Source organism: Corynebacterium capitovis DSM 44611, assembly GCF_030440535.1.
GTDB classification, from domain to species: Bacteria; Actinomycetota; Actinomycetes; order Mycobacteriales; family Mycobacteriaceae; genus Corynebacterium; species Corynebacterium capitovis.
Genome location: NZ_CP047117.1, coordinates 181,961 through 207,990, shown reverse-complemented (window position 1 = coordinate 207,990; position 26,030 = coordinate 181,961). Strand labels below are relative to the sequence as shown.

Sequence of the window (26,030 nt, the reverse complement as noted above, 5' to 3'; positions counted from 1 at the left end):
GTCACTGCGCGATTCCGCCACCCCGCCGGCGCGCGCTACTTCCGCCGCGCCACCTCGCGGGCGTTCGCAATGACAGCCGGCACACCAACTCCGCCCACCCAGGCGCCCGTGACGTCGATGCCGGGGACGGCACGAAGCAGGGCCGAGACCTTGGCGACGGTGGCGAGGTGCGTCTCGTCGTAACGAGGCAGCCCGCCGAACCAGCGTTGGACGTAGATCTCTTCTAACCCCGCGGCGCGCCCGTCGAAACCGGTAATGGTGAGGAGGTCGTCGAGCGCCCAGTCGACGAGGTCGTCCTCGGACGCGCGCACTGCGATGGTGTCGCCGAAACGGCCGAAGCTGGCCCGCACGAGCGCACCACCACGTTCCGCAAGGTGGGGCCACTTCCTCGAGGAGAAGGTGAATGCCTTGGCGGTGACGTTCTCAGTACCCGCCGCGACGAGGATGCCGGAGTTGTCGGGTAGGCCGGTGTCGTCGGCAAAGCGCATTCCCACAACGACGGAGTCCGCGAGCTTGACCGGCGCCACAGCCTCGGCCACGTCGGGCGCGACCTTCTTCAGCAGCAGTGCGGCCGTGGGAGCGGGCACGGCGAGGATGACGCGGTCGTACACCTCGTCTTCCCCACCGTTCAGCCGGTACCCTTCCCCTTCTTTGGCGATGCCCGAGATGAAGGCGTCGACGTAGATGTTGGCTCCCGATTTCTCGGCGAGCGCCTCGTAAAGCTCTTGGTACCCATCTCGGAAGGAGTTGAACACCGCGCCCTGGCCGGTGGGCAGTTCGGCCCGCGCCTGCTCGAGGTTGCGTACCGCGGCCGAGAGGTGCACTGGCCCGGCTGAGGCCAGCCGGTCGAACTCTTCGGCCAACTGCGGAATGGTTGCGCGCAGGCCGAGGTCGTCGGCGGTACACGAATACACCCCGCCGAGCAGCGCGGACACAACGTGGTCAACGATCTCATCGCCGTAACGCTCACGCACAAGCTTGCCGACGTTGACGTCACCGCCGATCTCCCAGTCGATCCCGGGGGCGTCCGATTCGGCGTCGATCAGTGATGCTGCCTCCGGCGAAACGAGGTGGGCAACCCCCACTGAGGAGGAAGGGACGCCCATTATTCCGCCGCGAGGCAGGGGGCGAGTCTCCCCGTCGATGTAGACAAGCGAGCCAAGGCCGGAAGGCTCCACCAATGAGCCGGCAAGGCCGAGCTCAGTGAAAAAGTCGACCGCGTCATGGCGGCGCGCGATGAAGGCCTCGGCGCCCATGTCTGTGGGGCCGGCAGCGAAAGCGACGGTGTGGAGCTTGCCACCGATGCGCTCGGTGGCCTCGTATACATCGACCGCGTGGCCCGAATTCCGTAGCTCATACGCGCAGGTCAGACCGGCTAGGCCCGCGCCGATGATGGCGATGTTCACTAAGCCTCCTCGTGAATGATCCGGACTGCTTCCGTGATGGCGTCCGGGTCGGTGGTGGGCAGCACACCGTGCCCGAGATTGAAGATGTGCCCCGTCGCAGTCCCCGACGCGATGGCCCGGGCGGCCTCGTCCTTGATGCGGATGACCTCCGCGCGGATGACGTCGCTACCTGCTAAAAGCAGAGCCGGGTCGAGGTTGCCCTGCAGGACGCGGGGTGAGGCGAAGCGCGTTGCCGCAGTGTCGAGGGGCACGCGCCAATCCACGCCCATGACCTCGGAACCCGCCTCGCTCATTGCGCCGAGCAACTCGCCCGTGGCCACGCCGAAGTGGATCCGGGGAATCACTCCCTCGACCGAGGCGAGAATTTCCGCAGAATAGGGCAGCACGTGCTCGCGGTAGTCGGCCTCGGTGAGGAAGCCGGCCCAAGAGTCGAACAGCTGCATCGCGTCGATACCGGCGTCGACCTGTGTCTTCAAGAAGGACATGATGGTGGGCACCAGCCGACGCATGAGCGCGTGCCACGTGTCTGGCTCCGCGTGCATCATCGCCTTGGTCTTCTCGTGGTTCTTGCTGGGGCCACCTTCGATCAGGTAGCTTGCCAGCGTGAAGGGGGCGCCCACGAACCCGATCAGGGCCTGACTGTCGTTCAGCTCCCCCAGAACCGCCTCGATCCCCGCCGCAACTTCCGGGACCGCGTCCTCGAGCACGGGGAGCTTGTCGACGTCACCGCGGCTGCGCACCGGCGACCCCATCACCGGACCCCGCCCAGGCACGATATCGACGTCCACCCCGGCCGCTTTGAGAGGGACGACGATATCCGAAAACAGGATCGCCCCGTCCATGTCGTGGCGGCGGACCGGTTGCACGGTGATTTCCGCCAGGAGCTCGGGTATGAAGCACGAGTCCAGCATGTCGATACCCTCGCGCACCGCCCGGTACTCGGGGAGGGAACGCCCCGCCTGCCTCATGAACCACACGGGGGTGCGGCGAGGTGTGCGGCCTAGGGCGGCCTCGACGAGCGGGGCATGCGTCAGGTCACGTCGTGTCATGTGCTTTAACACTACCTAGCCGGGAAAGCGGCGGGCACGAGAGCTCCTCGCCTCGATAAACAGCGAGCTGCCCAGCATGAGCAACGTCGCTCCCACAGGCGGCAGCACCCCCGCGACGGCGAGAAAGATCGCCACGAGGTTGTAGGCCCAGGCAAACACCATGTTGGAATCGATGATGCGACACACCCGACGCGACAGCTCCACCAGCTGGGGCACGGCCATGACGTCGTTGCGGATCAGCACGACATCGGCCGCGTCTTCAACCTTGCTCAACCGGGCCTCGATGGACGGTTCGTCAGCGTAGAGGATGCCCACGTCCGCCACTTTGAGGGTGCTCATCACGGAGTGGTCGCCCACCATCGCTACCGTTGCGCCCTGCGAGTGCAGCGAACGCACAGCCACCGGCTTTGAGTGGGCGGGGATGCCCGCCAACACGTTCGAAATGCCGAGGAAGTCCGCAAACCGCCGGGCGACCGGGTACGTGTCGCGGGTGAGCATCACCGTCTCGATGCCCATATCTTCCAGGCGCTCTATCGCCTCGATCGCGTCTGGCTTGGCTGGGTCGAACAGCGTGATGACACCTCGGTCCTTGCCCTTCCACCTCACGACGACAGGCGCTCCCCCCAAGGTCGCTGCAATGGCGAGCTTCCCGTGCAGGCGGGACAGGTTGGTGGGGCGCCACAGGGTCGCGTCGAATGACTCCGTGCGCTCCTCGCCGTCCTGAGAATCGAAGGTGAGTGTCAGCCGGCCGCGGAAGTCGCCATCTGCCGTGATTTCGTGGTCGGACAGCTCGATCCACGTCGGCAGGCCCTCGTCCTTCGCGCGCGAGTCGCGCGACTCTCGGGACGCCTTCACCAGCGCCTTGGCCAACGGGTGGCCCGACTCCATGGAGAGCGCCGCCGCGATCCGAAGCACGAGATCTGGGTCCTCACCGCGCTCGGCGGTGACGGTTTCCACCACCATCTGCGGTGTGACCAACGTACCGACGCGGTTGAACACGGCCGTATCCACGTTCTCCAGGGTCCGGAATGCCTCGCCATCGCGCATCATGATGCCGTTGCGCGCGGCGGTCTCGATGCCAAGGCGGGTCGCGACGGCCGGCGAAATCGCCAGGGCGACCGGAGCGACCACCGCGAGGATGGACATGGCCGTGGAGAAAGCGAGGTTGTAGTTGCCGGTGATGAGGAGCCACAAAGCGAAGTCGAGAAGCGCGATGACGTAGGCGAGCGGAATCAGCGCGCCGGCGGTTCGGGTGGACAGCAACGTAGCGACGTTTTCCCTCTGGGAGGCATCCTCCACCCAGCCGTGCACCGCAGCCCAGCGCGTCGCGTGGCCGGTGCGCACAACACGCACTTTGATGCTGCCGCTTTCCACGACCGTGCCCGCGTGCACGCGAGACCCCACCTTGACGTTTACCAGCTCACGCACGTCGATCATCGCCGGGCGGAGGGTACAGCTGCCGCCGACCACGTCTCCGTCGATAGGAATGGTGTCCCCGGCGTTAATGACAACATCGTCGCCCCGGTTGATTTCGGAGACAGGCAGTACCTCCTCAATCACCCTGTCCGTCGTGCGGTTGCGGTGGAACACGGTGAACTCGCTGTCCGGGTCGGGGCGTAGTTGCTCCATGTCCTGGAGTAGGTAGGAGCGGACGCGAATCGAGTTGTACCGCCCCACGAGCAACATCGCGGTAACACCGCACGAGACGTCAAGGAACGGTTCCATACCCAGGCTGTACCCGGTGGCCAGCCACCCGGCGGGCGAGGTCCAGCCTATTTCTCCCGTCGGTGTGAAAACGAGAGCCACCAGTGCCCAGAGGTACGACGCAAGCACCGCGATCGAACTGGCCCCGTCAAGGGCGGGCATGCCCCGGCGCACACCACCCGCCATGGCCCGGTGGAATGGGAAGGCGCACCACAGGGCGACGGGCGTAGCCAGCGCAAGGCTCACCCACTGCCAGCCGGCGAACTGGAGCTGCGGAACGTAGCTCATAGCCAGCACCGGAATCGCGAGAATGACGGCCGTCCACATGCGCAGCGGCGTCACCATGTCGCGAGCCGTGAACAAGACATCAATCTGGCTGGTCCGCATGTGCCGCGGTTCGTCTCGAATGAACCCCGCGTCCCGTTTGCGGACCAGGTTGGCTTCCTCGTCCCGGCGCTGCCGGCGCATCCGGCCGGTCATTCCTCGCGTCCCCCTCCGGGGAAGCGGGTGCTCCGCGGCACGACGCCCCAGCGCGCGACGGTGCAGCGTGGAGTCAGTCATCGTCGCCGTCACATTAAAACGGTGAATGACCCCGATAATGCGCTCGGGGTTCATGTCCTTCGGGGCGGTGATCCATGCTGTGGAGGACGGGTACACAAGCCGGGCCGAAACACCGTCCAGCTGCTCCAACGCCCTCTCGATCTCGCGTAGCTGTGGCGCGTCTTCAACCCCGGCGAGGTTGAACGCGTAGGAGGCGTTGGGGCGGTTGAACTCTTCGCGCTCCTCGTGCGGCGTGTCGGGGTCGAAACCGGCGTCGATCGCTGCGCTGCGAGCGGCGGCGATGCACTCGGTGAGCTCGTCTGTCGACATTTACTCCACGCCCTTCCACAGAGAGTGCTTGGAATCGATGAAGGCGTTGGCAGCGGGGCGGAACATACACAGTGCCGCCACGGAGAGGAGGACGACGATAACCAGTACCGACCAGCCCGCAACCTGGAGGGCAAACGCGGCGGCGTTGAGGAAAATCCCCACCGCTACGAACGCAGCTGCCCAGCGGCGCGCCACCCGGGATCCGCGCTCGAAGTAACTGGCGGTTCCGCCTAGCCCGAGAGCGAGGAGGACGTCACCCCACGCGACGACGCGCATGTTGACCATGTACGCGTAGCGGAAAGACTGGTCCGCCCCCTGCGGAAACCCCGTGGTGAGCAGCATCATCGCCGTCACCAACATGAGCGCTGCCGCGGCTACTACGAGCCAGTAGGCGGTGCGAAGTGAGCGCGGCCACTGGTCCCCGGACGGCGCGGAGTACCTGCGGTTCGGATCGTTGGGGTCGCCGACCATCGTGGGGAACATCCCTGCCATGTGGCAGTCACCTCTCTTTTGCCGCCTCGCCATTATTTAGGTGCCGCTGCACCTCGTCCTGCAAAGAATAGAGGACGGCGCAGACACCCGCTGCGGCCAGCGCGATTTGCAGCGCCCCGTCGACGGCATACATCGCAACGGGCACTCTTGTCGACGCCGGCGCGCTCAGAAACAGCACGGCGGCGCGCAGGGCGAAGTACACCGAGAATACCTGCAGCAACCGCAGCGCGTTTCGGGCCCACTTCTTGCGGTCAGCGATCGCGCCGCGCGATATTGCCAGTACCGCGACCACGGCGAGCTGGAACAGGGCCATCACAGCGACGGAGGCGAAGACGCTGGCGGTGAGAACCGCATCGCTCGCCTGCTCACCCGAGGAACGAGCCGCTTCCGTTGCCGCCTGCCGCAGAGCGGAAGGGTCAATGACGAGGCTGATCACGGAGAGCACCTGGTGGATCAACTCGCCTGCGATCATGACCTTCCAGCAGGCGAGCATGTACCGGAAGGGCTCAGGCATGAAGCTTCCTCGCGGCATCGATGGCAAAATACGTCAGGATCTGGTCGGCGCCGGCGCGCTTGATGGAGGTCAGGGACTCCATCATCGCCGCCTCCGGGTCAATCCACCCGTTGTTTCCCGCCGCCTTGATCATGGCGTACTCACCGGAGACGTGGTACGCAGCCACCGGAATCGGGGAGAAGTCCGACACGCGCGCCACGATGTCCAGGTAAGGAAGCGCGGGCTTAACCATGACAAAGTCCGCCCCCTCGGCGATGTCAAGCTCGGCTTCGAGCAGGGACTCACGGGCGTTGGCGGGGTCCTGCTGGTACGCGCGCCGGTCCCCGACTAGCGAGGAGCGAACGGCGTCGCGGAAGGGGCCAAAGAAGGAGGACGCGTACTTCGCCGAGTACGCCATGATTGCCACGTTGTCCCAGCCGGCCTCGTCAAGCGCGCGGCGGATCGCTGCAACCTGGCCGTCCATCATCCCGGACGGGCTGACGATGTGCGCACCCGCCTCAGCCTGGGACACCGCCATGTGGCAGTAGCATTCGATGGTCTCGTCGTTGAGGACTACCTCGTTGCCAAAGCGATCCGTTCCCACGACGCCGCAGTGGCCGTGGTCGGTGAACTCGTCGAGGCAGGTGTCAGCCATAACGAGGAGGTCCTCCCCGAACTCTTCGCGTAGCGCGCGAATGCCACGGTTCAAGATGCCGTCTTCGGCCCACGCAACTGACCCTCGGGCATCCTTGTCGCCGTCGACAGGCACGCCGAACAGGTCGACGCACGTCACTCCGGCGTCGAGGGCCTCGTGCGCGATGGCCTTGAGCGTATCGACGGTGTGATGGTACTGCCCCGGCATCGAGGCGATCTCGCGCTTGGCGTCGAGCCCGTCGGCAACGAACAGCGGGAGGATGAAGTCGGAGGGGGAAAGCCGCGTTTCCGCAACGAGGTCGCGCATGGCCGGGGTCGTGCGCAGCCTCCGGGGTCGGCGGCTCTGATTGGTCTTGGTCAGGGGGGAAGCACTCGAGGACAACACGCACCCCATCCTAGGAGTTGCGCGTCCGGCGCTTCTTCCTGGGCGGGGGCAGCTGTCCCGCAGCCCGCAACGTGGCGGCGTGGTGCGCAAGGGCGTCGACAAGCGAAGGCACGTCCGCAACCTCGGGCTGCACGTCCACGCGCAGGCCCTGCTCGCGCGCCGCGGCAGCCGTCATCGGGCCGATGCAGGCGATGATGGTGCGCTGGTGGGGCTTACCGGCGATCCCGACGAGGTTCTTCACCGTGGAGGCGGAGGTGAAACACACCGCGTCGAAACCACCGCTCTTGATCAGGTCGCGAACCTCGGGCGCGGGGGGCGCGGCGCGGACTGTGCGGTAGGCGACGACGTCGTCGACTTCCCAACCCTTCTCCATGAGGCCCGCGACAAGCGCGTCGGAGCCCAGGTCGGCGCGCGGCAACAACACGCGGGAGACGGGATCGATGTCCTCGACGTACTCGGGAAACATCTCCACAATCCCCTCGGCGTTCTGCTTCGTCCGGTGCGGGATGAGCTCGGGGGACATTCCCCGAGCGCGCAGCGCATCGGCAGTCTTCTGCCCCACGGCGGCGAGGTGCACCCCGGCAAAGGCACGAGCGTCGAGGCCGAGCACCGCGAACTTGTCCCACACCGCGCTGACGGCGTTGACGGAGGTAAACACGACCCACTGGTAGCGGCCCTCGACGATTCCCTTGATCGCTCGGTCCATCTGCGCGGGGTTGCGCGGCGGCTCCATGGAGATCGTGGGAACCGACTGCGGAATGGCGCCGTAGGAACTCAGGCGCGCGATCATCGGCCCCGCTTGCTCCTTCGCGCGGGGAACGAGCACCCGCCAGCCGTAGAGCGACCGGTTCTCCCACCAGGAGTACTTGCTCCGGTCGTCGACCGCGGTGCCGACGGTGACAACAAGGCTGCCCTCGAGGTCCGCGTCGATCTTGCCCAGGGTCTCCAGCGTCGCGTCGAACGTGCGCTGCAGCCTCGTCGTGCCGTTAGTGGTCACCGTCAGAGGGGTCGTCCCCGCGTACCCGCGCGCCTGCAGCTCGGAAGCGATCGTCTCCAGCTGCTCCTCGACGGCCTGGAACACCAGCGGCTGGGGGGCGGCCGCGAGCTGGTCCCAGTCCACGTTGTCGTTGGACAGGTCCGTCTCGGTGTACGTCGAACCCAGCGCGATGCCCGCGAAAGACGGCACCGTCGACGGCAGCGACATACCCGGCACAACCTGGAACTCGAGACCCGCGGCGGCGACGGCTGAAATCTCCTCCATCACGCGGTCCCGGGTCAGCGGGTTGCCGGACACGAGGCGCACCACGTCACCGTCGCCCGCCTCACCCCGCGCGATAGCTTCCGCAGCGCGCTCACGCGCTTCGCTCAGCTTTTCGACGATCCCACTGCCCATAAGTTCGACCTCATCGAGTTCAGCAGCGGTCGGATCGGCGGGTCGTGGCGGCTTCCGGCGAGCCCCGGCGGCTTTCGCCTCCGCGCACATCGCCTCATACTGTTCCTCTGCCGCCTTCATTTTTTCGGCAGGGACCGGCAGCTTGGAGGCGACAACGTTTCGGACACCCTGATAGACGTCAGGTTCGACGATCGCGATAGAGTTGTGTTCCATCACCTCGCGAGCGCGGATGGTGAGCAGATCAGGGTTGCCCGGGCCCGCGCCGACGAAGATGATCTTCCCCGGCTGGGGCGTGACGGAGGGCAAAGTCATAGACGATTCTTTTCTCAGGCGTATCAATGGCGTGAAGGCCCCGACGTCACGGCGCGTGTATATGGGGGCCGTGGCGCCTGGTTAATTCAACGTGTGGTAGTTACACCTTAAAGTGAACGTCCGCCGATTCAAAAACGCCTTAGTACTGTATGAGGTCAGCCGCCCCTCGCTCCAGCAGGGAGGCCGCTACCGCCTGGCCTAGCCGTCCAGGCTCAGTGGCCTCCCCTGTCGCAGTCTGGGTGAGCTGCGCGGACCCGTCCGGCGCGAAAACCCCAGCAGTGAGGCGGATCTCCTCGCCGTCGAGGGTGGCGAACGCGGCGACCGGCGCTGTGCACCCCGCCTCCAGCTGAGCGAGAACCGTGCGCTCGGCGGCGGCACAGCGGAACGCGGTGGCGTCCAGCAAAGAGTCGATAGCGTCTCGCGCCTCCGCGTCGTCCACCCGACATTCGACCGCGAGTGCACCCTGCGCGGGTGCCGGCATGAGAACGTCCGGGGCGAAAACCTCAGTCGCCCACGATGCCAGCCCGGCGCGGGAGAGCCCGGCGTAGGCGAGGATGACGGCATCCACGTCTCCGCTTGTCACCCGGCCCATCCGCGTCTCGATGTTGCCACGCAGCGGCCGAATATCCAGGTCGGGCCGCAGAGCACGCAGCTGCGCGACCCGGCGGGGAGCGGAGGTACCCACGCGAGCGCCGGCAGGCAGCTGGGCGAGCGTGAGACCATCCCGGGCGATGAGGGCTTCCCGGTTGTCCTCTCGGCGGGGCACGATGAGGTGGGTGCGCGGCTCGGGGGCCGTCGGTAGGTCCTTGAAGGAATGGACCGCGACGTCGACGTCGCCGTCGAAAAGCGAGTCCCGCAGCGCCGACGTGAACACACCCACCCCGATGCGTTCGACCGGGGCGGCGGAGATGTCACCGGCCGTGGTGACGATGCTGAGCTGCGCGGGCCAGCCCCCTGCAGTCAGCGCGTCGCGCACGTGCCCGGCCTGCGTGGTGGCGAGGTTCGATCCTCGCGTTCCGATTTTCAACATGTCGGCCTCCCTGTCAGTCTGCACCCTTGATGTCTTCCAGCCGCGGCAGCTGCGCAGCGTCGACGGACACGGGCGCCGATCCCAGTCCGAAGAGCTCCTCAATAGCCCGCTCGACGCTCACTGTCTCCGTGGTGGCGGCCAATTCCTTGATCCTCACCGTCGGCGTGTGCAAAATCTTATCGACGACCCGCCGCACCGTTCTGGTCACCTGGTTGAAGTCTTCCTCGCTCAGGCCCGGCAGGCGCGAGCGCAGGCGGCTAAGCTCCGCGTCCGTCACGCTGCTGGCCGCCTGGCGCAGCTGAACAACCGCGGGCCCGATGTCGCGGACCCGCTGCTGAGAGCTGAACGCGGCGGCCTCTTCCGCCACGATTGCCTCGGCGGCGTGCTGCGCGGCGAGGCTGTCCGCGTCCGTGGTCTGACGTTCGTTGTGCAGGTACTCGATGTTGACCAGGTGCACGTCCCCGCGCGCGGCCACGGCGTCATCAATGTCTCGCGGCAACGACAGGTCAGCCAGAACAATGGGCCCCGAGATGTCCTCCGGCGTGATGGTGAATCCATCGCTGGCGGTCGCCGATACCGCCACGTCGACGCGCGCTAGGGCACCCGCCCGCGCATTGAAATCCACCACCTCGGCCGGGACGCCCGCCTCGCGCGAGTGCTCGGCCAGGCGTTCCGCGCGCGAGCGCGTGCGGTTAGCCACGATGAGCTTGTCCACCCCAAGCTTGCCCAGGTGCGTAGCGGCCAGCGACGCCATCGCCCCGGCCCCGAGAACTAGGGCGGTCCGGCCGCGGAAGTCCTCGGCCCCGATCGCCCGAAGGGCGTTATCGAGGGCGAGGGTCACCATCGACGCCCCGGCGTCATCGATTCCCGTTTCGGTGTGAACCCTCTTGCCCGCGTGCAGCGCCGACTGGGCCAGAGCATGGAGCGCGGGGCCAACCGTGCCGTGTTCCGTTGCCTGGAGGTAAGCGCTGCGCACCTGCCCGATAATCTGCTGCTCGCCGACAACCATGGAATCCAGGCCGGCCGCAACTTTCATCAGGTGCGCGGCCGCGGCGTCGGCGTAGCGGACGTAGAGGTAGGTACGCAGCTCCTCCTCCGCTACCCCCGACATCGCCACCAACGTATTCAGCACCTGCTCCACGCCTGGATGGAAAGAGTTCGTCACGGCGTAGACTTCGAAGCGGTTACAGGTGGAGATGATCATCGCCTCCGTTAAAGACGGCTGCCTGACCAGCTCGAACGACGCCTCGGTGAGTGCGTCGCCGTTCAAACTCAGCCTCTCCAGCAGGGCTACGGGCGCCGAGCGGTGCGACATCCCTACAACGAGAACACTCACTAAACCCTCCGGACATTCGTCTAAATCAAACTAAAGGTTACCCCAGCCCCCTCACTTTCCTCCCATTAGCTCCGCCGCAAGCTCCGCATTGTCCACTTCCCAGCAGGCAAACTCCTCGCCATCGATGAGCACAACGGGAACTCGGTCGCCGAACTCGGCGGCCAAGTCCGGGTCAGCATCGACGTCGACAAGTGCGAGGCTCGCGTCGCATAGCTTGACGACGGGAGCGATCTGCCCCGCGACACGCCCGCACGACCCGCAGGACTGGCGCACCATCAACTTGACCTGCTTCACATGCACCGCCCCGTTTCTCTTTTCAACATCCTTTTCAACATCCTTGTGACGGAAGAATTACGATTGTTCACGCTACCCCGCCCCCGGAGAAAGGCAGTCAACCACATGAGCGCGGATTTTTCCCCCCGACCAGGCAGGGAATTCCTCGCGCAATGGTCTGTCTCGCGCGGCAATCTGCGCCGTTTTCTGGAAGATATGGCGCTGCCGCCGCTTGGCGGGAACGCGCAGCGCACGGCTGGCGAGGCCGCCGCAGCAGCCGCGGTCGAGGAGACCTTCGGCATTGACCTGAAGGACTTCACCACGGGGGTGGACTCCGTGAGCGGGGCTTTCGCCGCTGCTGGCGGGTCGACCCTCACCGCACCCGATCCCGACATCCCCCAGGATTCGGAGGCGGTGGCCTTCTTTGACATCGACAACACGCTGGTCCAAGGCTCGTCGCTGGTGCTGCTGGCCATTGGCCTCGCGCGGCGGCGCTATATTTCGCTGCGCGAACTCATGCCGGGCGTTATCAAACAGATCCGGTACCGGCTCAGCGGCTCGGAGAACTCCGGGGACATCGCCCGCGGGCGCGAGCAGGCACTCGATCTGGTGAAGGGCAAAAGCGTCGCCGAGCTGAAGAACTTGTGCGCGAGCATCGTCGACCAGCAGATGATGGGCAGGGCTTACGAGGACACGCTCGAGCTGGCGTCGATGCATATCGCCGCTGGCCAGCAGGTGTGGCTCGTCTCGGCCACCCCAGTCCAGATCGGTCAGGCCCTCGCGCAGCGGCTCGGGTTCACCGGCGCGCTGGGCACCGTCGCCGAGGAGGAGGACGGGCACTTCACCGGAAAACTCGTCGGCGATATCCTCCACGGCCCCGGCAAGATGCACGCGGTGGCGGCACTGGCCGCGATCCAGCAGCTCGACCTGTCCAAGTGCACGGCCTACTCGGACAGTATTAACGACGTGCCTATGCTGTCCATGGTCGGAACGGCCGTTGCTATCAACCCGGATCGAGCTTTGCGCGCGCACGCCCGCCGCGAGGGGTGGGCCATCCGCGACTACCGCCCCATGCGCCGCTTCCTCGCCCCAGCCCTCCTCATTCCCGCGGCCGCAGCCGTAGCGTGGGTAGCAATAGCGAAAGCCCGCACCAGATAAGGTTGGTGCGGGCCTTCGTTGGGTATAACTTGGGCTTATTTGCCAAGCTTACGACGCTGAACGCGCGTCCGGCGAAGCATCTTGCGGTGCTTCTTCTTGGACATGCGCTTGCGGCGCTTCTTAATCACAGAACCCATTGAGTTTCCTCGTTTCTTAGCGTATACGTACAGGCCTGCCGGCGAATCCCCACCAGCATACCGCCCACGAGGAAGCGGGCCAAAAACTATCCCACGTCATACACCGACGAATCGAGGTAATCGCTCACTGCGGTCTCGTTCACGCGGAACGAGCGACCGACCCGAACGGCCGGCAGCTCCCCGGAATGCACGAGGCGGTACACCGTCATCTTGGAAACCCTCATGATCTCCGCGACCTCCGCGACGGTGAGGAACTTTCCCTTATCTTCGTTAGCCATAAAAATTTGTAACCCTTCAAGCACGGTCGCGCTGCAGGCTTCCCCTCCTCCAGGACGATCACGCACGTGCTGCAACCAGATTAGCGTGAACCGTGGGCGTGGTGCGACATATGGGTTGAAATCTTTTCAGAGTTCGCACAGTAAACCCGCCGCTACTGCTGTGACGTGGGGGGTTTAGGCCCCCAGCTCACGCGCCCGTTCGGCGCACGCTTCCGTCGCCCGGTAGAGCGCACCGCGCACCCCGGACTCCTCCAGTTCGCGGATCGCGGCGGCGGTCGCCCCACCGGGCGAGGTCACCGCGCGACGCAAGCCGACGGGGCCGGCCTCTCCCAGCAGCATTTCACCGGCGCCGGCCGCAGTCGCGGTAGCCAGCTCGGTGGCCACGCTCCCCGGCAACCCGAGGGCCACGCCGGCGTCGATAAGAGCCTCGGCGATGAGGAAGAAGTACGCAGGGCCCGAGCCCGACAGCGCGGTGGCCTTGTCGATCAGTTTCTCCTCAACGACAACCACCCTCCCCGTGGCCGCCAACAGGCCGTGCACCCTCTGCTGCTGCTCGTCGGTGACGTACCGGCCATAGGAAACCACGTGGACGCCGCGGCCCACCAGCATTGGGGTGTTTGGCATGACGCGCGCGAGGGCTGTTCCAACCGCGCACACGGCGTCCTCCATCGCAGAGAGGGTGACACCCGCGGCCATAGAGACAAGTACGGTCGAGGCGTCGTTCTTGGCCACAGTCTTATTGATGCCTGAGATGACGTCGACCACCTGGTTCGGCTTGACGCAGAGGAAGCAGACGTCGGCGTCGGAGACAGCCTCGTTGTTGTCGGTGGTCGCGATGATCCCGTAGCGCTGAGCCAGCTCCGCCCCGCGCTCCCCTCTGCGGTTCGTCGCCCTGATGCTGCGCGGGCTGACCCCTGCGTTGATAAGCCCCGCGATGAGGGCCTCGCCGATCGTGCCCGCCCCGATGACGGCGATTTTGATGTCGGATGGCTGTGTTTCTGTAGTCACGACACCCACGCCTTAGACCAGGAAGGCGGGCCCGAAGCTGACGACGGCCGCCGCGAGGCCCGCAAGAGTCATCGTGAGGCCGTCGCGGCCGGTGCGCATCGAACGGACGCCGAACACGGCACCCAGGGTAAAGACTGCCGCGAGCAGCGCCGCGATCACGTTCGACAGATGGTCCCAGACCCACTGGAACCCGAGGAAGCCCAGCACTCCGACGATGAGACCGAGAAAAACAAGGAGGACGAGGAGGACCGGGTTGAGCGGCGCGCGCTCAGTGCCTGCTGTTCCCTCGCTAACGTCTTTGCCGAGCTCAACTCTGCGGAGTTCGCTGGTCTCTTCCGCGGAGGGGGCGGGAGCCGGCTCAGGGGCATCGACCTTCCGGATCTCGGCGGTGTCGCTCGCGGAAGGGGCGGAAGGGGCATCCAGGGGAGCGTCTAGGGGAACGCTGGAGTGCTTGACCTCCGCTGGTCGCGCCTCCACCTTCTTAACGGACCCGGTCAGCTCGGCGACCGAGATCCCGCCTTCCTCGAGACTGCGACGACGACGGGGCTTTTCCACACCCGGGTGCTCTTTTTGAGCTCGGGCGAGGAGCTCGGCAACGGTGAGCTGCTTGTCCTCGGCCATCAGTTGTCCTCTTTCTGGTCGTGTCCCTGATCGATCCACCGAAGTATGACGCCTTCACGCAGCGCCCACGGGCAGATATCCAACTTATCAAGATTAAGGGCGCGCATCGCGGCTTCCGCGACGAGGGCACCCGCGACGATTTGGTGGGAGCGGTCCGCGTTAATGCCTTCCAGCTCGGCGCGGTCCGCAGCGGTCATGCGCGAGATAAACGCGATGAGTTGCCGCAGGCCGGGGGCGGTCAGAGTGCGACGCACGAAGGGGCCAGCCGAAGACGGCGCCGCACCCGTCAAGCGGGCGAGCGTGCGAAGGGTCTTCGAGGTCCCCACGGCGAGACCCGCCTCCCCGAGGGCGCGGAATTGCTCGGCGGGGCCAGCCAGTTCGGCGTCAATGAAGTCGCGCAGCAGGTTGATCTTTTTGCGCTCGGGTGGGTCAGTATCGAACCATTGGTGTGTCAACCGCCCGGCACCGAGGTCCAGGGACACGGCGAGATCAGGTGTTTCCTCGACACCGCTGGAAATCTCCAGCGAACCACCGCCGATGTCGAGGTTGGTGATGCGCCCGGCCGACCACCCGTGCCAGCGGCGCGCGGCGAGGAAGGTCAAGCGCGCTTCTTCCTCACCGGAAAGAATGGTCAGGTCCACACCCGTTTTCCGGGCGACTTTCTTGAGCACGTCGTCAGAATTTGTGGCGGAGCGCACGGCGGACGTCGCGAAGGCGAGAAACTCCTCGCACTTGAGTTTTACGGAGAGGTCTTTGGCCTCCTGAACGGCGTCGATGAGCTTGTCCACGCCCTTGTCTTCGAGGTTGCCATTCTTGTCGACGAGCTCGACCAACCGGAGCGGCTGCTTCCAATCGCTCATCGGGGTGGGGCGGCCGCCGCTGCGGGCGTCGACCGCCACGAGATGGACGGTGTTGCTGCCTACATCCAATACACCTAGTCGCACACCCCCAAGACTAAAGGGTCTACGGTACTCAGGTGTGAATCAGCCATCCTCTTCAGCCGTGTTTTTGGGCTTCCCTGCCTCCTCCCCAGCGGGCAGGTCGATTGTGGCTGGCCGCGAAACGAGACCCGACTTCCCTCGGGACTGGTTTGAGTTCGTCGATCCCGCCGACCCGACCCACTACTTCTCTATCGACCTGACCTGGGTCGAGTCCACGTGGTCCTGCCGTTTTGGCACTCCCGAGTGCATGGGCGTCGACGCAGACCAGCCCGTCGCGGGGTGCTGCACCCACGGCGCCTACCTCGCCGACGAGGTGGACCGCGACAACCTATACAACGCGGTGGCCGAGTTGCCGGCGGAGCTGTGGCAGCACCGCCCCGCCGGCGTCGATGAGTTTTATCAGGCCGCAGATCCCGTCGCTCTCGAGCCGTGGCTCGAATGGGACGAGGGCGACCTCAAGACCACGCTTGTCGACGGCGCCTGCATCTTCGCCAACCGCGCCGCCGCGCCCAGCGGCCCCGGTTGCGCCCTCCACCAGTGGGCGGTCGCCCAGGGCAAGCCCGTTGTCGGCTCGAAACCGGAGGTGTGCTGGCAGGTTCCCTTTTCCCGAGTCGACGAGTGGGAAGAACGCCCGGACGGAGCCGAGGTCTTGCGCACCACAATCGGCGAGTATGACCGGCGACAATGGGGCGGCGGCGGAGAGGACTTCGACTGGTGGTGCACGTCTGCCCCGGCGTGCCACACGGGGGCCACACCGGTGTGGCAGTCAATGAAAGCTGAGCTCACCGCCCTTATCGGGGACGGGCCGTACGCGGTTCTCGCCGACCACTGCGCGGCGCGCCAAGCGTTGCCCCCGTCGGCCCGGGCGCAGCACCCCGCCTCGGTTCAGGCCTCGAACTTGTAGCCCAGGCCCCGCACCGTGACCAACTGCGTGGGACGCGAGGGCGCCGCCTCGATCTTGGTGCGCAGGCGCTTGACGTGCACGTCGAGGGTCTTGGTGTCGCCCACGTAGTTCGCGCCCCAGATCCGGTCGATAAGCTGGCCGCGGGTCAGCACCCGTCCGGCGTTTCGCATCAAGTACTCGAGGAGGTCGAATTCTTTGAGGGGCATTGGGACCGGTTGGCCGTCGACAAGCACGAGGTGCCTTTCGACGTCCATCTTCACGCGGCCCCCCTCAATGATTTGCTTGCCGTCGCTGGGGGCCTCTTCGACCTCGGGACCGCGACGCAGCACCGCGCGGATCCTCGCCACCAGTTCGCGGGTGGAGTAAGGCTTCGTCACGTAGTCATCGGCACCGAGCTCGAGGCCGACGACCTTATCGATCTCGGAGTCGCGCGCCGTGACCATAATTAGTGGCACCGAGGACACGCTGCGGATCTTGCGGCACACCTCGGTGCCGCTCATCCCGGGCAGCATGAGGTCCAAAAGAACGAGGTCAACACCGCCCCGTCCGAATTCCTCCAGCGCGCTCGGCCCATCGCCGGCGACGACGGTGTCGAACCCTTCCTTGCGCAGTAGGTAGGCCAGGGGGTCGGCCAGGGACTCCTCGTCCTCAACGATAAGGATGGTCGTCACTGCTCTTCCCTTTCTTTTCGACGCCCCGCCACCCGCGTCACCGCCTTGCGGATCCCGTCTTCGTGATCGGGCCCCAAAACGCGTTCCTGCGAGGTGAAGATGGGCAGTTCAATCGTGAACGTTGAACCGGTCCCCACGCGGGACCACAGCTTGATATTACCGCCGTGGTTTGCCACGACGTGCTTGACTATCGCCAGGCCGAGACCCGTGCCACCGGTGGAGCGGGAGCGCGCCTTATCCACCCTGTAGAAACGTTCAAACACGCGCTTTTGGTGCTCGGGGGCGATTCCTATCCCGCGGTCCGTGACGCGGATGAGCACCACGCTTTCCCGGACAACCTTCTGCGTAATGCTGACCGGCTGGTTGTTGGGCGAGTAATTGATCGCGTTGGCGACCAGGTTGGACACCGCAGCGGTCAACAACGCACGGTCCCCCAGCACCGTAATTCCCGTTCGCGCGGAACGCGTCAGCTCAATCTCCCGGTCGTCGGCGGTGACCTGGTTGCGCTGGATCGCGGCATCGATGACGTCGTCAACGCGAACTGGCCCCATGTCCGGCAGCGCCTCAGCCCCCTGCAGCTTGGACAGCGAGATGAGGTCGGTAATCATATCCCCGATCCGGTGTGATTCCTTCAGCAACTTGTCGCCGAAATACCTGACCATCTCCGGGTCCGTCGGGTCCTGCATCAGGGCCTCCGCCAGCAAGGCGATGCCCCCGACCGGGGTCTTTAACTCGTGCGAGACGTTTGCCACGAAATCCCGGCGCGCGGACTCCATCCGGACGTTCTCCGACTCGTCGGTGCCGTAGGCCACAACGAAGGAGTCGTCGTTGAGCGCCAGCGGCTTGACCAGCGCGCGAACGTTGCGGATCCGGTTCCCCGTCGCGCGGCGGGGCAGGTCCAGCTCGAGCGCGTGGGATTCCTCCCCCTCGAAGACGCTGTTGGCGGCCTTAAGTACGAGCGGGTTGAGGTTCCTGTCGTGAACGAGGCTCATGGCGTGGGCTCGCTCGTTGGACATGATGACCCGGCCCGCCCGGTCGATCACCGCGATCCCGGTCGGGGCCCCCTGGACAGCCAGTTGAAGCACCCGGCCGACGGTGCTGACGGCTTTGTCGTCCCCACCGTCGCGCGCGTGAGTCTGGCGGTACCAGCGTCCCGCCCACCACAGGCCCAGGGCCCCGGCGCAAACGGCCAGGCCGAGCAAAAACGCGAAAAGTGGATTCACCCGCGCTCCGCCGCGCCCTACGCCTTACCCTGGTTGGCCACTGCTGCCGCACCGGCCGCGGCGGCCTCGGGGTCGAGGTACGTGCCGCCCGGGTTGAGCACGGCGCCGCGCTCGCCGATCTCGTAAACGAGGGGCATGCCGGTCGGGATGTTCAGGCCGGCGATGTCATCGTCGGAAATATGGTCAAGGTACTTCACCAACGCACGCAGCGAGTTGCCGTGCGCGGCGACCATCACGTTCCGGCCAGCCAGCAGCTGCGGCAAAATCACGTCGACGTAGAAGGGCATGAAACGCTCGACGACATCCTTCAGGCACTCGGTGCGCGGCACCTCTGGGAGGAAAGCGTAGCGCGCATCGTGAGACTGGGAGTACTCGTTGTCCACGTCGATCTCCGGTGGCGGGGTGTCGTAGGAGCGACGCCACATCATGAACTGCTCCTCACCGAACTCCTCGCGGATCTCCGCCTTGTTTAAACCCTGGAGGCGGCCGTAGTGCCGCTCGTTCAGGCGCCAGTTGCGCTCGACCGGAATCCAGTGCCGGTCGGCCACGTTCAGGCAAATCTCTGCGGTGCGGATGGCGCGACGCAGAAGCGAGGTATAAACAATGTCCGGCAGAACGCCGCTTTCCGTCAACAGCTTGCCTGCATTCGCGGCTTCCTGCTCGCCCTGCTCAGTTAGGTCAACGTCCACCCAGCCGGTGAACTGATTGGACTTGTTCCACTCGCTTTGCCCGTGGCGCACGAGAATCAGCTTTCCGTTGCTCATACCCACTAGCATGCCACGCCTAGGCGCCGAAGGGGTCCCGCTCGGCGGTGCCCGGCACGAAGCTGGCGAGAGTCTCATCGTAGACTTGGGCGAGCTTCGCCGCGGAGGTCGCCCAGCTAAACCGGCGCGCGTGCTCGGCCGCGGCCCGTCCCATGGCGAGGCGTCTCGGGTCGTCGTCAAGGAGCTCGGCGAGGGCGTCGGCCCAGGCCACCTCGCTATGCCCGGTCACCAGCAACCCCGTCTCCCCCTCCACAACCGCGAGGGGCAAGCCGCCGACCCGCGCCGCGAGAACCGGTGTCCCCGTAGCTTGGGCCTCCACGGCGACTAGGCCAAAGGACTCGTTGTAGCTGGGCACCGCAACGACGTCGGCCGCTTGGTACACGGCCACGAGCTCCTCCGGAGGTCGGGGCCCCAGGAATCGGACGCGCCCGCCGATACCCTCCTCCTCCGCTAGCTTCCGGTATGCCTCGACGCTCGCACCGCTTCCCGACGCCCCACCGCACAGCACCACTCGCACATCCAGGGCGGGCTCGCGGCGCAGCAGTTCGCCGACAGCGCGCAGCAGCACCTGCGGCCCCTTGAACTCCTGGAGGCGCCCGACAAAGGCCACAACCTTTGAACGAAGCGGGATGCCCAGCTGCCGGCGCGCAAGTTCGGTGTTGCGGTTGGTGCCGGGCGTAAATAGGTCGGTGTCAGCACCCGGCGTGACCACCGCGATTTTGGCGGGGTCCACGTCGTAGTGAAGGGCCAGCTCGTTAGTCTCGTCGTCGGTGTTGACGACGAGGGTGTCGGCGTTATCCACAAGCTGCTGCTCGCAGATCCGCCGCGCCTCGCTCTCCGAGGTATCCGTCACCGCCCGGTAGGCGTTTTTCACCGCCGCCCATGTATGCCCAGTGTGCACGAGCGGCACGCCAATCAAGTCAGCCAGCAGCCACCCGACCTGACCGGAAAGCCAGTAGTGGGAATGGATCAGGTCGTATGAGGAGCCCTCCTCCCGCGCGAACTGGACGACGCCACCCGAGAACGCGGCCAGCTGGGTGGGCAGAGCCTCTTTGCTCAGCCCTTCGTAGGGGCCCGCCACGACATTGATGACTCGCAAGTTCTTCTCGACGCCAACCACCTGGCCCTGGCTGGGCCGCGTCGCCCGGGTGAACACGTCGACCCCGATCCCGCGCCTCGCGAGCTGGCGCGCCAGATTGATCACGTAGACGTTCATCCCGCCTGCATCGCCCCACCCGGGCTGATCTAATGGCGAGGTGTGCATGGAGATCATGGCGACGTGCATGCGCCCCACTTTAGGGTCACCACACGGCGTGACGGTGCCACGACCCGAAATCCGCGGCTACCGTAGCAGCGAGTTCGCGGTAGGCCATCAACGTTGCGGGATTGAGGCGGTCAAGGTCCACCACGGCGCCTTCGGCCAAGTGACGGTCGTACGGGATGATGTGAACCGCTCGCGCGCGGGAGGCGAAGTGGTTGACCAGGCGGGCGACGTCGATAGTTGGCCGCCCAGGCGCCGAGGATGAGACGACGACCACCGCGTTAGCGGCGAGCTGGTCGTGGCCGTGGAGGTTGAGCCAGTCCAGGGTGGCCGCTGCCGACTGCGCCCCGTCGAGCGCGGGCGAGGTGACCAAGACGAGCGCGTTGGCCAAATCCAGGACGCCGGCCATCGCGGAATGCATGAGGCCCGTGCCGCAGTCGGTGAGGATGACGTTGTAGTGGTGTTGGAGGATGTCGACTGCGCGGCGGTAATCGGATTCGCTGAACGCCTCGCTTACCGCGGGGTCACGCTCGGAGCCGATCACCTCCAGACGGGACGATGCCTGGTTCGTAAAGGCCCTGACCTGTGGGTACCTAGATGTGTCGGGGGCGGCGAGGAGGTCCCGGATCGTGGCGGGCCCGGTGGGGGCGGTGCGCTGGGCAAGCGTGCCCAAATCGGGGTTGGCGTCGATCGCGATGACACGGTCCCCGCGGGCCTGCGCAAAAACGCCACCGAGTGCCACTGTTGTCGTGGTCTTTCCCACCCCGCCTTTGAGGGACATGACGGCGATGCGGTAGTCACCCCGTAGCGGCGTGCGGACCGCCGCCATGATCCGCTCCTCCTTCGCCTCTTTCGCAGAGCTGCCCGGGTTGATCCTGCCCCGGCTGAGCGAGTGGACGGCGCGCCGCCATCCTTTCCCCGGCGGCGCCTTGACCGGGTTGAGCAGCGTCGTCTGGTCGAGTGGCCCTTCACTAGATGCGGCGTTTGGCCGTTCACGCTCTGACAGCGTCATTGCACAATCCTTCCCCCCGATGACCGACCCCACTTATCCCACGGATTACCAGCGTCCGCAACCGGAGAGACAGCCTAATGTAGTTTCACTCACGAATGTGGGGAATATGTGACACGCAACACCGTTACGCTTTATACTGGCTCCCCATGAGAAGCCGCCGAGCAATAAGGAGAGGCCCTAGATGAGTGCTGTCGAAGAGAAAGCGTGGCTGAAAAGCTACGCACCGTGGACGCCCCACGAGATCGATCTGGGTGATGACACCCTCGTAGACATCTACGAGCGGAACCTTGCCAAGCACTCGCACCGCACCGCCACTTGGTTCTTCGGGCGGACCATGACGTTCGCCGACCTCAACGAAAAGGTGGTTAAGGTTGCGGCCGGCCTGCAGGAGCTCGGCGTGAAGAAGGGCGATCGCGTCGCCCTTGTCATGCCCAACTGCCCGCAGCACGTCATCGCCTTTTGTGCCGTTATTCGCATCGGCGCCATCGTCGTCGAGCACAACCCCCTCTACACAGCCTCGGAGCTGCTCCCCCAGTTCCAAGACCACGGTGCGAAGGTGGCCATTGTGTGGGACAAAGCAGCGGGAACGCTCTCCACGCTGCGCAAGGATTCCCCGTTGTCAACCATCGTGTCGGTCAACATGATCGAAGAGATGCCGCTGTCCTACCGCCTGGCGCTGAAGCTGCCGGTGGGCAAGGTGAAGGAGATGCGGGAGAAGCTCACGGCCCCGGCTCCGGCCACGATGCCGTGGGAAGCCCTCTTAATCGACAAGCCGTACGAGCCGTGTGAGAAGGTGACCCAGGATGACACGTGCCTCATCCTCTACACCTCCGGAACCACCGGCCCTCCGAAGGGCGCGCAGCTGACGCACGGCAACCTCAACGCCGTGTTGAAAGGTGGCCTGGTGTGGGTGAAAGACCTGGGCAAGGAACGCGAGAAGATCATGGCAATCTTGCCGCTCTTCCACGTCTACGGTCTCGCGCTCAACCTCGGTTTGGCCCTGGGTATCGGGGGCGAGGTCATCCTGGTTCCCTCACCGGAGCCCTCCCTGATCGCAATGGCGCTCAAGAAGAACCCGCCCACCTTCTTCCCCGGCGTTCCCACGCTGTACGAAAAGATCGCCAGCGCCGCGATCGAAAACGACAAGAAGTACCCGACGATCCGTAACTCCTTCTCCGGCGCGTCGACGCTGCCCGCATCAACGATCGAAAAGTGGGAGTCCATTACCGGCGGCGTGCTCGTGGAAGGCTACGGACTGACCGAGACCTCGCCCATCCTCACCGCCAACCCGATGGACGGCAACCACCGCCCGGGTTATATCGGGTTGCCCTTCCCCAACACCGAGGTGCGCATTGCAAACCCGGACAACCTGGACGAGACGATGCCGGATGGAGAGCCCGGTGAGCTCCTCGCCCGCGGCCCGCAGGTGTTCAAGGGCTACCTGAACAAGCCGGAGGACACGGCCAATGCGTTCCACAACGGCTGGTTCCGCACGGGTGACATGGGCGTGATGGAGGAAGACGGGTTCATCCGCCTCGTCTCCCGCATTAAGGAAATGATCATCACCGGCGGCTTTAACATCTACCCCGACGAGGTGGAGCAGGTGATGAGGCAGCACCCCGACATCGAGGACATCGCCGTCGTCGGGCGCCCCCGTTCCGACGGCTCGGAAGACGTCGTCGCCTGTGTCACCCTCCGCGAGGGCGCGATCATCCAATCCGACACCCTGCGTGAGTACGCCCGCGAGCGCCTTACCGCGTACAAGGTGCCGCGCACCTTCTACCACTTCGAGGACCTCGCCCGCGATATGACGGGCAAGATCCGTCGCCGCGAGGTGCAAGAGACGCTGATTTCCATGCTGGAGGCCGGCGACGATACGACCGTTGGGAGCCAGGCAAGCAAGGCAGAGTAGACCGCCCGAGTTCTATACTCGGGACCATGCTCGAGAACCCTCAAAAGCCCTGGCTGCAGTACTATCCCGAATGGACCGACCATTCCCTGACGTACGGCACCACGACCCTGCCCCAGCTCTACGAATCGAACCTGAAAGCGCACGCCGACCGCCCGGCGACGCGCTTTTTTGGCCGGAGCCAGACATTTAAGCAGCTCGACGCGGAGGTGCGCCAAGCCGCCGCGGGGCTCCAGGCCCTCGGGGTGAAGGCCGGCGACCGGGTCGCTCTCCTCCTGCCGAACTGCCCCCAACACATCGCTGCGTTCTTCGCCGTGCAGCTCCTCGGCGCCGTCGTCGTGGAGCACAATCCCCTCTACACCGCCGCGGAGCTGCGCCCCCAGTTTTCCAACCACGGTGCCCGGGTGGCCATCTGCTGGGACAAGGTCGCCCAGACCGCCTTGACGTTGAAGGAGGGAACGGACCTCGAGTCCGTTGTCAGCGTGGACATGACGGTAGCGATGCCACGCCTCCAGCAGGCGGCGCTGAGGATCCCGCTGAAGAAGATCCGCGCCGCGCGGGCTCAGCTTGCGGCGCCACGCCGCGCCGCGGGCACTATCGCCTGGGAAGAACTCACAAGCAGCAGCTTTGGCGGCGACGGCGCGGGCCTTTCCGCCCCCAACACGGTGACGCCCGATTCTCCGGCGCTCATTCTCTACACCTCGGGGACGACCGGCCAGCCCAAGGGCGCTGTGTTGAGCCACGCCAACCTTCATGCCAACGCCTACCAGGGCGTGGCATGGGTGCGCGAGTTCCAGCAAGGAAACCAGCGCATGCTGGCCACGCTGCCGTTCTTCCACGCCTACGGCCTGACCTTCTCGCTCACCCTGACCTTTTTGATCGGAAGCGAGGTGATTTTGCTGCCCGCTCCCCAGATCAACTTGGTCATGTCCGCCATCAAGAAGTACAAGCCGACCTTCATTCCCGGGGTGCCCACTCTTTTTGAACGCATCGTGGACAGCGCGAAGGAAACCGGGGCCGACCTCTCCGACATCACGACGGGGTTCGCAGGTGCTTCATCGCTGCCGGCCCAGGTCATCGACGAGTGGGAGGCTTTGACTGGTGGACATCTCGTGGAGGGTTACGGTCTGACGGAGGCCTCTCCGATTCTGGTTGGCAACCCGCAGAGCTCGAGCCGTCGGCCCGGTTACATCGGCATCCCTTTTCCCGACACCGAGATCCGCATCGCGAACCCCGAGAATCCGGACGAGGACATGCCCGCCGGAGAGGCGGGCGAGCTTCTGGCCCGGGGCCCCCAGGTCTTCTCCGGCTACCTGGGCAACGAGGATGCCACCCGGGCCGCGTTCCACGACGGGTGGTTCCGCACCGGTGACATGGGCGTGATGGAGGACGACGGATTTATTAAGCTCGTCTCGCGCATCAAGGAGCTCATCATCACAGGTGGTTTCAACGTCTACCCCCAGGAGGTCGAAGACGTTATCCGCCAGCACCCCGACGTCGTCGACGTCGCCGTGGTGGGCCGCCCTCGCTCCGACGGTTCAGAAGATGTCGTTGCCTGCGTCACCCTTGCCGAGGGCGCCCCCCTGGACCCCGATTCGCTGAAGGACTTCGCCCGGGAGCGCCTCACGCGCTACAAGGTGCCGCGCACCTTCTACCACTTCGAGGAGCTCGCCCGCGATCCGCTGGGGAAGATCCGCCGCCGCGAAGTGCAGAGCGACCTCATCGAGCGGTTAGAGGCTAACTAGAGGCTCAGGCCCACCCACACGGGTTCGGGCTCCAGCGCTACGCCATACCGCTTCTCGACGCCACCACGCACCGACCGAGCCAACTCCGCAATGTCATCCGCCGTCGCCGACCCCCGGTTGGTGAGGGCGAGCGTGTGTTTCGTCGACAAGCGAGCGGCCGCGCCCTCGCCGGGGTAGCCGCGGGGGAAGCCCGCATGCTCGATGAGCCAGGCTGCAGAAAGCTTCACCCGCCCATCGGGTTGGGGGAAGCGGGGCATGCTCTTCTCCCCGATCGCGTCGGCAATCTCCGCTGGGACGATGGGATTAGTAAAGAAGGAACCCGCCGACCACGTGTCGTGGTCGGCCTCGTCGAGCACCATCCCCTTCGCACGGCGCGTCTCCAGGACCGAGGCGCGGGCGTCAGCAAGCGGGACGCGCTCACCCCCGAGGTGGCGCAGCGGGATCGACAGATCCGTTTTCTCCAGCTCGATCTCCAGCTCGAGTACGACGGCCCGCCCGGTGAACTTCAGGTTGGAGGAGCGGTACCCCAGTTCGAGCGACTCCGCGGGCACCCACTCGTCCGCCAGCGTCTGACGGTTCCACAACCGCACCCGGGTGAGCACGTCCGATATTTCCGACCCGTACGCACCCACGTTCTGCACGGGGGTGGCACCCGCCGAGCCGGGAATTCCGGAGAGCGCCTCGATTCCCCCCAACCCGTGGTCGACGGCGAAAGCCACGACGTCGTCCCACACGGTTCCGGCACCGATGCGCAGGGTGGCGTCGTTAAGCCACACGCCCTCGTTGCCGGCGATGACCGCGGTGAGGTCGAGGTCCCCCTCCGCTACGACGAGGTTGGAACCGCCCCCCACGACGAGGAGTTCTCGGCCCTCCCGGTCGAGCCGCTCCACGGTGGCGGCTAACTCATCGGCGCTGGTACAGCGGATGATCTCGCGCGGGCTCCCGCCCACGCGCAGTGTAGTCAGGGAGGCGAAACGTGATGTAGGCACGCGTTCAACGGT

Annotated in this window: 25 protein-coding genes; 4 read left to right on the top strand and 21 right to left on the bottom strand. The window is 65.6% G+C overall.

Annotated elements, in window-relative coordinates; genetic code table 11:
- Nucleotides 1-35: 35 nt before the first annotated feature.
- The 10 genes from CAPI_RS01050 to CAPI_RS01005 all read right to left on the bottom strand — a co-directional run bounded on the left by CAPI_RS01050 (nt 36) and on the right by CAPI_RS01005 (nt 11,400).
- Nucleotides 36-1,406 carry a protoporphyrinogen oxidase gene (locus CAPI_RS01050; protein ID WP_018017418.1) on the bottom strand — a complete coding sequence of 457 codons (1,371 nt, stop codon included), beginning with the start codon at nt 1,404-1,406 and terminating at the stop codon, nt 36-38.
- Entirely contained in the window at nt 1,406-2,455 is a 1,050-nt protein-coding gene (hemE, locus tag CAPI_RS01045; protein ID WP_018017417.1) for a uroporphyrinogen decarboxylase, read from the bottom strand. The genes CAPI_RS01050 and hemE overlap by 1 nt, the downstream gene beginning before the upstream one ends.
- 15 nt (nt 2,456-2,470) lie before the next feature.
- Nucleotides 2,471-5,029, bottom strand: coding sequence for a heavy metal translocating P-type ATPase (locus CAPI_RS01040; RefSeq protein WP_018017416.1), 2,559 nt, complete (start codon nt 5,027-5,029; stop codon nt 2,471-2,473).
- Complete coding sequence (locus CAPI_RS01035) at nt 5,030-5,521, bottom strand: hypothetical protein (RefSeq protein ID WP_018017415.1); 492 nt, start codon at nt 5,519-5,521, stop codon at nt 5,030-5,032.
- A gap of 7 nt (nt 5,522-5,528) precedes the next feature.
- Nucleotides 5,529-6,035 carry a hypothetical protein gene (locus CAPI_RS01030; protein WP_018017414.1) on the bottom strand — a complete coding sequence of 169 codons (507 nt, stop codon included), beginning with the start codon at nt 6,033-6,035 and terminating at the stop codon, nt 5,529-5,531.
- Entirely contained in the window at nt 6,028-7,050 is a 1,023-nt protein-coding gene (gene hemB / locus CAPI_RS01025; protein ID WP_281163736.1) for a porphobilinogen synthase, read from the bottom strand. The genes CAPI_RS01030 and hemB overlap by 8 nt, the downstream gene beginning before the upstream one ends.
- A gap of 13 nt (nt 7,051-7,063) precedes the next feature.
- Nucleotides 7,064-8,758, bottom strand: coding sequence for a bifunctional uroporphyrinogen-III C-methyltransferase/uroporphyrinogen-III synthase (locus CAPI_RS01020; RefSeq protein ID WP_018017412.1), 1,695 nt, complete (start codon nt 8,756-8,758; stop codon nt 7,064-7,066).
- A gap of 139 nt (nt 8,759-8,897) precedes the next feature.
- Nucleotides 8,898-9,788: a hydroxymethylbilane synthase gene (gene hemC / locus CAPI_RS01015; RefSeq protein WP_018017411.1), complete on the bottom strand. Its 891-nt coding sequence runs from the start codon at nt 9,786-9,788 to the stop codon at nt 8,898-8,900.
- 13 nt (nt 9,789-9,801) lie between these two features.
- Nucleotides 9,802-11,124, bottom strand: coding sequence for a glutamyl-tRNA reductase (locus tag CAPI_RS01010; RefSeq protein ID WP_026157116.1), 1,323 nt, complete (start codon nt 11,122-11,124; stop codon nt 9,802-9,804).
- Between the two features lie 51 nt (nt 11,125-11,175).
- Nucleotides 11,176-11,400, bottom strand: a complete 225-nt coding sequence (locus CAPI_RS01005; protein ID WP_051059720.1) for a glutaredoxin family protein — start codon at nt 11,398-11,400, stop codon at nt 11,176-11,178.
- 123 nt (nt 11,401-11,523) lie between these two features.
- Here CAPI_RS01005 and CAPI_RS01000 point away from each other — a divergent pair, with 123 nt between their 5' ends.
- Nucleotides 11,524-12,555, top strand: coding sequence for an HAD family hydrolase (locus CAPI_RS01000; protein ID WP_040356739.1), 1,032 nt, complete (start codon nt 11,524-11,526; stop codon nt 12,553-12,555).
- A 35-nt stretch (nt 12,556-12,590) separates the two neighbouring features.
- Here CAPI_RS01000 and CAPI_RS00995 read toward each other — a convergent pair whose 3' ends face one another.
- The 5 genes from CAPI_RS00995 to CAPI_RS00975 form a co-directional block, all read right to left on the bottom strand.
- Nucleotides 12,591-12,692, bottom strand: a complete 102-nt coding sequence (locus tag CAPI_RS00995) for a 30S ribosomal protein bS22 (RefSeq protein WP_003855542.1) — start codon at nt 12,690-12,692, stop codon at nt 12,591-12,593.
- A gap of 86 nt (nt 12,693-12,778) precedes the next feature.
- Nucleotides 12,779-12,970, bottom strand: coding sequence for a helix-turn-helix domain-containing protein (locus tag CAPI_RS00990; protein ID WP_018017407.1), 192 nt, complete (start codon nt 12,968-12,970; stop codon nt 12,779-12,781).
- A gap of 174 nt (nt 12,971-13,144) precedes the next feature.
- The gene (proC, locus tag CAPI_RS00985; RefSeq protein WP_425393252.1) at nt 13,145-13,987 is read right to left on the bottom strand and encodes a pyrroline-5-carboxylate reductase; all 843 of its coding nucleotides are present in this window, start codon (nt 13,985-13,987) and stop codon (nt 13,145-13,147) included.
- A 3-nt stretch (nt 13,988-13,990) separates the two neighbouring features.
- Nucleotides 13,991-14,599 carry an Rv0497 family membrane protein gene (locus CAPI_RS00980; protein WP_018017405.1) on the bottom strand — a complete coding sequence of 203 codons (609 nt, stop codon included), beginning with the start codon at nt 14,597-14,599 and terminating at the stop codon, nt 13,991-13,993.
- Entirely contained in the window at nt 14,599-15,543 is a 945-nt protein-coding gene (locus CAPI_RS00975) for a Ppx/GppA family phosphatase (RefSeq protein WP_026157115.1), read from the bottom strand. Before CAPI_RS00975 ends, CAPI_RS00980 begins: the two co-directional genes overlap by 1 nt.
- Nucleotides 15,544-15,577: 34 nt before the next feature.
- Here CAPI_RS00975 and CAPI_RS00970 point away from each other — a divergent pair, with 34 nt between their 5' ends.
- Nucleotides 15,578-16,444, top strand: a complete 867-nt coding sequence (locus CAPI_RS00970; protein ID WP_026157114.1) for a DUF3109 family protein — start codon at nt 15,578-15,580, stop codon at nt 16,442-16,444.
- Here the strand turns inward: CAPI_RS00970 and CAPI_RS00965 are convergent.
- Genes CAPI_RS00965 through CAPI_RS00945 form a run of 5 tightly spaced genes read right to left on the bottom strand, consistent with a single transcriptional unit; the run spans nt 16,426 to nt 21,375 of the window.
- Nucleotides 16,426-17,115 carry a response regulator gene (locus CAPI_RS00965; RefSeq protein ID WP_018017402.1) on the bottom strand — a complete coding sequence of 230 codons (690 nt, stop codon included), beginning with the start codon at nt 17,113-17,115 and terminating at the stop codon, nt 16,426-16,428. The genes CAPI_RS00970 and CAPI_RS00965 overlap by 19 nt on opposite strands.
- Nucleotides 17,112-18,338, bottom strand: coding sequence for a sensor histidine kinase (locus CAPI_RS00960; RefSeq protein WP_018017401.1), 1,227 nt, complete (start codon nt 18,336-18,338; stop codon nt 17,112-17,114). The genes CAPI_RS00965 and CAPI_RS00960 overlap by 4 nt, the downstream gene beginning before the upstream one ends.
- A gap of 17 nt (nt 18,339-18,355) precedes the next feature.
- On the bottom strand, nt 18,356-19,102 hold the full coding sequence (locus tag CAPI_RS00955; RefSeq protein WP_018017400.1) for a phosphoglyceromutase: 747 nt from the start codon (nt 19,100-19,102) through the stop codon (nt 18,356-18,358).
- 19 nt (nt 19,103-19,121) lie between these two features.
- On the bottom strand, nt 19,122-20,387 hold the full coding sequence (mshA, locus tag CAPI_RS00950) for a D-inositol-3-phosphate glycosyltransferase (protein ID WP_018017399.1): 1,266 nt from the start codon (nt 20,385-20,387) through the stop codon (nt 19,122-19,124).
- A gap of 16 nt (nt 20,388-20,403) precedes the next feature.
- Complete coding sequence (locus CAPI_RS00945) at nt 20,404-21,375, bottom strand: MinD/ParA family ATP-binding protein (protein WP_018017398.1); 972 nt, start codon at nt 21,373-21,375, stop codon at nt 20,404-20,406.
- Nucleotides 21,376-21,556: 181 nt separating this feature from the next.
- Between CAPI_RS00945 and CAPI_RS00940 the strand changes: the two genes are divergently transcribed.
- The gene (locus CAPI_RS00940; RefSeq protein ID WP_018017397.1) at nt 21,557-23,287 is read left to right on the top strand and encodes a long-chain-fatty-acid--CoA ligase; all 1,731 of its coding nucleotides are present in this window, start codon (nt 21,557-21,559) and stop codon (nt 23,285-23,287) included.
- A 26-nt stretch (nt 23,288-23,313) separates the two neighbouring features.
- Nucleotides 23,314-25,029, top strand: a complete 1,716-nt coding sequence (locus tag CAPI_RS00935; protein ID WP_018017396.1) for a long-chain-fatty-acid--CoA ligase — start codon at nt 23,314-23,316, stop codon at nt 25,027-25,029.
- On the opposite strand, the gene CAPI_RS00930 is transcribed toward CAPI_RS00935, so the two are convergent.
- A complete protein-coding gene (locus tag CAPI_RS00930; RefSeq protein WP_026157112.1) occupies nt 25,026-26,018 on the bottom strand; it encodes a UDP-N-acetylmuramate dehydrogenase in 993 nt (330 codons plus the stop codon). The genes CAPI_RS00935 and CAPI_RS00930 overlap by 4 nt on opposite strands.
- Nucleotides 26,019-26,030: the final 12 nt, after the last annotated feature.

What these genes read in the sequence shown, in the direction of transcription:
- hemE (WP_018017417.1), bottom strand. Translation starts at nt 2,455, where the DNA reads ATGACACGACGTGACCTGACGCATGCCCCGCTCGTCGAGGCCGCCCTA.
- CAPI_RS01040 (WP_018017416.1), bottom strand. Translation starts at nt 5,029, where the DNA reads ATGTCGACAGACGAGCTCACCGAGTGCATCGCCGCCGCTCGCAGCGCA.
- CAPI_RS01035 (WP_018017415.1), bottom strand. Translation starts at nt 5,521, where the DNA reads ATGGCAGGGATGTTCCCCACGATGGTCGGCGACCCCAACGATCCGAAC.
- CAPI_RS01030 (WP_018017414.1), bottom strand. Translation starts at nt 6,035, where the DNA reads ATGCCTGAGCCCTTCCGGTACATGCTCGCCTGCTGGAAGGTCATGATC.
- CAPI_RS01020 (WP_018017412.1), bottom strand. Translation starts at nt 8,758, where the DNA reads ATGACTTTGCCCTCCGTCACGCCCCAGCCGGGGAAGATCATCTTCGTC.
- hemC (WP_018017411.1), bottom strand. Translation starts at nt 9,788, where the DNA reads ATGTTGAAAATCGGAACGCGAGGATCGAACCTCGCCACCACGCAGGCC.
- CAPI_RS01005 (WP_051059720.1), bottom strand. Translation starts at nt 11,400, where the DNA reads ATGGTGCGCCAGTCCTGCGGGTCGTGCGGGCGTGTCGCGGGGCAGATC.
- CAPI_RS01000 (WP_040356739.1), top strand. Translation starts at nt 11,524, where the DNA reads ATGAGCGCGGATTTTTCCCCCCGACCAGGCAGGGAATTCCTCGCGCAA.
- CAPI_RS00995 (WP_003855542.1), bottom strand. Translation starts at nt 12,692, where the DNA reads ATGGGTTCTGTGATTAAGAAGCGCCGCAAGCGCATGTCCAAGAAGAAG.
- CAPI_RS00990 (WP_018017407.1), bottom strand. Translation starts at nt 12,970, where the DNA reads ATGGCTAACGAAGATAAGGGAAAGTTCCTCACCGTCGCGGAGGTCGCG.
- CAPI_RS00980 (WP_018017405.1), bottom strand. Translation starts at nt 14,599, where the DNA reads ATGGCCGAGGACAAGCAGCTCACCGTTGCCGAGCTCCTCGCCCGAGCT.
- CAPI_RS00955 (WP_018017400.1), bottom strand. Translation starts at nt 19,102, where the DNA reads ATGAGCAACGGAAAGCTGATTCTCGTGCGCCACGGGCAAAGCGAGTGG.
- mshA (WP_018017399.1), bottom strand. Translation starts at nt 20,387, where the DNA reads ATGCACGTCGCCATGATCTCCATGCACACCTCGCCATTAGATCAGCCC.
- CAPI_RS00945 (WP_018017398.1), bottom strand. Translation starts at nt 21,375, where the DNA reads ATGACGCTGTCAGAGCGTGAACGGCCAAACGCCGCATCTAGTGAAGGG.
- CAPI_RS00940 (WP_018017397.1), top strand. Translation starts at nt 21,557, where the DNA reads ATGAGTGCTGTCGAAGAGAAAGCGTGGCTGAAAAGCTACGCACCGTGG.
- CAPI_RS00935 (WP_018017396.1), top strand. Translation starts at nt 23,314, where the DNA reads ATGCTCGAGAACCCTCAAAAGCCCTGGCTGCAGTACTATCCCGAATGG.